Consider the following 6,387-nt stretch of genomic DNA (forward strand, 5'->3'; position numbering starts at 1 on the left):
GGTATCGGTTATGGCTTGTTGCGGTATCTCAACGACGACACTGCTGCGGTCCTGGCTGCTGAGGCGGTTCCCCAGATCGGCTTCAACTACCTCGGACACCTGTCGGCGGCCGACCTGCCCGAGCACCTCCGAAACAGCGGGTGGGCCCCGGAAACCGGAATGCAGAATGTCGTTCCCGCACCGGACCCTGACATGGCCGCCCTGTCCGCTCTCGAGGTCAACGTCATGCTCACCGGTGACGCCGACGACCAAGCGGTGACCGGCCTGATCTCGTACGCGTCTCAGGTCCTTTCCGCATCCGACATCAACCAGATCACCGCGTTGTGGAGCGAGGCGCTTGCCGCTCTGGCCGAGCACGCCCGCCAACCCGGCGCGGGCGGCCTGACCCCCAGCGACGCTCCGCTGGTCGCCGTCACCCAGTCCGACCTCGAAACCTGGGAACAGCGCTACGGCCGGCTGAGCACCGTCTGGCCGGTCACCCCTACCCAATCCGGGATCCTCTTCCACACACTGTTCGACGACGCCTACCACATGCAGCTGGTCTTCCACCTGCGCGGCCACGTCGACCCGCAACGGATGCGCCGCGCCGGGCAAGCCCTGCTGCGGCGCCACCCGAACCTGCGCGCCGCCTTCACCACGCGCGCCGACGGGGACGCCGTCCAGATTGTTCCCGCCCACGCCGAACTGCCCTGGCAGCACCTGGACCTGCGACACCACGACGACGCCGAGACCGCCGACCGGCTGGAGAGCTTCCTCGAGCAGGACCGCGCCGACCATTTCGACCCGGCCGAACCTCCCCTGCTCCGCCTGGCCCTGATCGCCACGGCCGGCGACCGCGCGGAACTCGTGCTCACCGCTCATCACCTGCTCTTCGACGGCTGGTCGCTGCCCCTGCTCACCCAGGAACTGATCGGCCTGTACCAAGGCGCCGCCGTGCCGGTGCCGGCGCCGTACGAGGACTTCCTCGTCTGGCTGCACGACCACGACACCGACAGCTCCGCGTCGGCCTGGTCCCGCCTCCTCGCCGGGCTTGCGGAGCCGACGCTGCTGCAGCCCTCGATTGCGGTGTCCGCGGCGAACACCGAGGGCGGCGAAGGTCATCTCGCGCTCGACGCCGGCATCGACGGCCACCTCGTCGCTCGGCGTGCGGCCGAGCTCGGTGTCACGGTCAACACCGTGGTGCAGGGTGCCTGGGCGGTGCTGCTGTCCGCCCTGACCGGTCGCGACGACGTCGTGTTCGGGGCCACCGTCTCGGGCCGCCCGGCCGACCTGCCCGGCGTCGACGCGATGGTGGGGTTGTTCATCAACACCATTCCCGTACGGGCCACCTGCCGGCCTCGAATCACCGCCCGCGAGCTGCTGACCGGCCTGCAGCACCAACACGGCGAGCTGCTCGAACACCACCATCACTCGCTGGCCGACAGCCAGCGCTCGACCGGGCTTCCGGCCCTGTTCGACACCCTGGTGGTCTTCGAGTCGTATCCGGTCGACCGGGGCGGCATCAACCGGCTCACCACGGGCGCCGGCTTCACGCTCACCGGCGTCCGGCCCTCCGCGGGCTCGCACTATCCGTTGACGCTGACCGCAACGGCGGAACCACACCTGCAGCTGACGCTCCAGTTCCAGCGGCAGCAGATCGACGACGCCGCAGCCGCCATGATCGCGAGCTGTTACGCCCACGTGCTCCGCCAGATCCTCGCCGATCCCGACGTACCGGTGGGGAAGATTGATCTTCTGAGTGCGCACGACGTTGATCTGCCGCCGGCGCCGGTGGTTGGTGTGGCTTCGGTGTGGGGGTGGATCGCCGAGCGGGTGGTGTCGACGCCGGATGCGGTGGCGGTGGTCGACGGTGCGGGGTCGTTGACCTATCGGGAGCTGGACGAGCGGTCGGCGTCGGTGGCGGCGGCTTTGGTGTCTCGGGGCGTGGGTCCGGAGTCGGTGGTGGCGGTGGCGTTGCCGCGTTCGGCCGATCTGGTGGTGAGTCTGCTCGGTGTGTGGCGGGCCGGTGCGGCCTTCGCCGCGCTCGACACGGGCCTGCCGAGTCTGCGGCTGAGCGCGATTCTGCGTGATGCGGATCCGGCGGTGTTGCTGACGAGTGCGGACGTCGCCGGGTCACTTCCCGGGCACGGTGTCCCGGAGCTGTGGTGCGCGGAGGTGGAGCCGGCTCCGGCTCCGGTGGTGGATGTCCGGCCCGACAACCTGGCGTATCTGATGTACACGTCGGGTTCGACCGGCACGCCCAAGGGAGTGCAGGTGACGCAGGCCGGAGTCCTCAACGGCTTGGCCGGGTTGGTGTCGGCGATGGGGATCGGCGTGGGGGCCCGGGTCCTGGGGTCGACGTCGGTGTCGTTCGACGTGTCGATCTTCGAGTTCTTCATGACGCTGGCTTCCGGCGGCGTGGTCGACGTTGTGCCGGACGTCCTGCAGGTGGTCGAGCGCGGTGGTTGGTCCGGTGCGGTGATCTCGACGGTGCCGTCGGCGTTCGCGGCGGTGCTGTCCGAGGTCGGCGCGAAGCTGGATGTGGGCACGGTGGTGTTCGCGGGCGAGGGTCTGAGCGGCGATCTGGTGGGTCGCTTGCGGGCGGTCCGGCCGGATGTCCGGGTGCTGAACGCGTACGGGCAGACGGAGAGCTTCTATGCGTCTTTGTTCGAGGTGCCGCAGCAGTGGCGTGGCGGTGCCTCGGTGCCGATCGGCCGGCCGCTGGGCGGCATGCGGGCGTACGTGCTGGGTGCGGGCCTGCAACCGGTGCCGGCCGGCGTGGTCGGTGAGTTGTACGTCGGTGGCCTGGTGGGCCGTGGTTATGCGGGTCTGGCCGGCCTGACCGCCTGCCGGTTCGTGGCTGATCCGTTCGACGCCGGCGGGCGGATGTATCGCACCGGTGATCTGGTGCGGTGGAACCGCGACGGGCAGCTGGAGTTCGTCGGCCGGGCCGACACCCAGGTCAAGATTCGCGGGATCCGGGTGGAGCCGGCGGAGGCCGAGACGGCCTTGACCGCACATCCCGCCGTTGATCAGGCGGTAGTGGTCGCCCGGGACAAGAGGCCCGGCGGCACCGAACTCATCGCCTACGTCGTGCCCGGCGCCCCGGACGGGCTGGACCAGTTTGTTGCCGACCGCCTGCCCGAGCACATGCGTCCGGCCACGATCGTGCCGCTCGACCGGCTCCCGTTGACCCCGAGCGGCAAGGTGGACCGCCGGGCCCTGCCCGAGCCGGATCACGACGGCCGGCCCTACCGGGCACCGCGCACCGCTCAGGAACGCGCCCTCACCCGGATCTTCGCCGACCTCCTGCACCTCGACCGGGTCGGCGCCGACGACAGCTTCTTCGCCCTCGGCGGCGACTCGCTGCTGAGCATGCGCCTCATCGGCCGGATCCGCGCCGAGCTCGGCGCCGAGCTCAGCGTCCGGACGGTTTTCGCGGCACCGACCCCGGCCGCCTTGGCCGTCCGGCTCCCGGCCGGCGTGCAGCCTCGCCCTCCGCTGCGCCCGGCCACCGAGCGCCCGGAACACATTCCGCTGTCGCACGCCCAGCGCCGCCTGTGGTTCCTGCACCGGTTCGAGGGCCCGTCCGCCGTCTACAACCTCCCGTCGGTGCTCAAGCTCACCGGGGAACTGGATGACGCGGCCATGGCCGCCGCCCTGCGCGACGTCGTCATCCGGCACGAGAGCCTGCGGACCGTCGTGGCCGAGGACGCGGGCGGCACCCCGTACCAGGAGATCCTCTCCATCGACGACGCCGCGCCCAGCCTCCCGATCATCGCGGTGACCGACGCCGGGACCGACGCGGCGGTGGCCGCCGCCGTCAGCCGCGGCTTCGAGCTGGACCGCGAGATCCCGCTGCGCGCCGTGCTGCTGCGCCGCAGCCCGCTCGACCACACGCTGGTGCTGGTGCTGCATCACATCGCCGGTGACGGTGGATCGACCGCCCCGCTGGCGCACGACCTCGTCGAGGCCTATACCGCCCGGCGCCAGGGGAACGCGCCCGGCTGGGACGACCTGCCGGTCCAGTACGCCGACTACACCCTCTGGCAACGGGACCTGCTCGGCGACGAGCAGGACCCGGACGGGCTCGCCGGTTCCCAGCTCGCCTACTGGACCGACAAGCTCGCCGGCCTTCCCGTGCCGATCACCCTGCCCACCGACCGCCCACGGCCGGCCGAGGCGAGCCACCGGGGCGGCGCCGTCCCCTTCACCCTCGATGCCGATCTGGTTGATGCCTTGGAGGGGGTTGCCTCGCAGCGGGGTGCCACGGTGTCGATGGTGGTGCAGGCGGCGTTGGCGGTGTTGTTGTCGGGGTTGGGTGCGGGTGAGGACGTGGCGATCGGGGGTCCGATCGCGGGTCGTACGGATGAGGCGTTGGCGGGGTTGGTGGGGTTTTTCGTTAATACGTGGGTGTTGCGGGTGGATTTGTCGGGGGGTCCGTCGTTCGGTGATGTGGTGGGTCGGGTGCGTGGTGATGCGTTGGCTGCGTATGACCGGCAGGATGTGCCGTTCGAGCGGTTGGTGGAGGTGTTGAATCCGGATCGGTCGACGGCGTATCACCCGTTGTTCCAGGTCATGTGCGCCTGGCAGAACAACACCGCCCCCGATCTGAGCCTGCCCGGCCTCCAGGTGGAGGCCCAGCCCGCGGCCACCGGCACGGCGAAGTTCGACCTCTTCGTCAACCTCGCGGTGACCCGCCGGGACGGTGAGACGTCCGTCGACGGCCTCCTGGAGTACGCGATCGACCTGTACGACCACGACACCGCCGCCCGGCTCGCCGCGCGCTTCCTGCGCGTGCTCCGCACCGTCGCCGCCGATCCCGAGGTCCCGGTGCGAAGCATCAACCTGCTGGACGACAGCGAACGCGCTCAGGCGCTCACCTCGGCCATGCCGCCGGCGCCGGTGGTCGGTGTGGGTTCGGTGTGGGAGTGGATAGCCGAGCGGGTGGTGTCGGCGCCGGATGCGGTGGCGGTCGTCGACGGTGCGGGGTCGTTGACCTATCGGGAGCTGGATGAGCGGTCGGCGTCGATGGCGGCGGCTTTGGTGTCTCGGGGCGTGGGTCCGGAATCGGTGGTGGCGGTGGCGTTGCCGCGCTCGGCGGATCTGGTGGTGGGTCTGCTGGGTGTGTGGCGGGCCGGGGCGGCCTTCGCCGCGCTCGACACGGAACTGCCGACTCTGCGGCTCGAGGCTGTGCTGCGGGACGCGGATCCGGCGGTGCTCCTGACGGATGCGCACGTTGCCGGATCGTTGCCCGGGCATGGAATCCCTGAACTGCTGTGCACGGACGTGCCGCCGGCGCCCGCCCCGGCGGCGACGGTGTACGCGGAGTCGGTGGCCTACGTGATGTACACGTCGGGTTCGACCGGCACGCCGAAGGGTGTGCAGGTCACGCACGGTGGTGTGCGCAACGGTGTGGCCGGGCTGGTGTCAGCGATGGGGATCGGCGTGGGCGCCCGGGTTCTCGGGTCGACATCGGTGTCGTTCGACGTGTCGATCTTCGAGTTCTTCACGACGCTGATCGCCGGTGGCGTGGTGGAGATCGTTCCTGACGTCTTGCAGGTGGTCGAGCGTGGTGGCTGGTCGGGTGAGGTGATCTCGACGGTGCCGTCGGCGTTCGCGGCGGTGCTGTCCGAGGTCGGCGCGAAGCTGGATGTGGGCACGGTGGTGTTCGCGGGCGAGGGTCTGAGCGGCGATCTGGTGGGTCGCTTGCGGGCGGTCCGGCCGGATGTCCGGGTGCTGAACGCGTACGGGCAGACCGAGAGCTTCTACGCGTCGCTGTTCGAGGTGCCGCAGCGGTGGCAACGTGCCGGCGCGGTGCCGGTGGGCCGGCCGCTGGGCGGTATGCGGGCCTACGTGCTGGGTGCGGGCCTGCAGCTGGTGCCGGCCGGCGTGGTCGGCGAGTTGTACGTCGGCGGCCTGGTGGGCCGCGGCTACGCGGACCAGGCAAGTCTCACAGCCTCCCGGTTCGTCGCTGACCCGTTCGAAGCCGGCGGGCGGATGTATCGCACCGGTGATCTGGTGCGGTGGAACCGCGAGGGGCAGCTGGAGTTCATCGGCCGGGCCGACGCCCAGGTCAAGATCCGGGGAGTACGGGTCGAACCCGCCGAAGTCGAAGCGGCGCTGACCGCCCATCCCGCGGTCGAACAGAGCGTTGTTGTCGCGCGAGCCGGGCGCGACGGCGGCAACCGCCTGGTCGCCTACGTCGTCCTCACGGGCGACGACCTGCCCACAGCAGACGGATTCGGCATTCACGCCGGCGTCTCCACCACCGAACTGCGCGACCACGTCGGCCGCCGTCTGCCGGATTATCTGGTGCCGTCGGTGTTTGTGGTGTTGGAGCGGTTGCCGTTGTTGGGTAACGGGAAGGTGGATCGGTTGGCGTTGCCGGAGCCGGAGTTTTCGGGG

1 protein-coding gene is annotated in these 6,387 nt (G+C 70.5%); it reads left to right on the top strand.

Annotated features, from left to right (window positions below; all coding sequences use genetic code 11):
* Positions 1-3: 3 nt before the first annotated feature.
* The coding region (locus ACIBQZ_RS43050; RefSeq protein ID WP_396094747.1) for an amino acid adenylation domain-containing protein at positions 4-6,387 on the top strand (6,384 nt) is incomplete at its 3' end.

It is taken from the genome of Actinoplanes sp. NPDC049599, assembly GCF_044465625.1.
Taxonomy (GTDB): domain Bacteria; phylum Actinomycetota; class Actinomycetes; order Mycobacteriales; family Micromonosporaceae; genus Actinoplanes.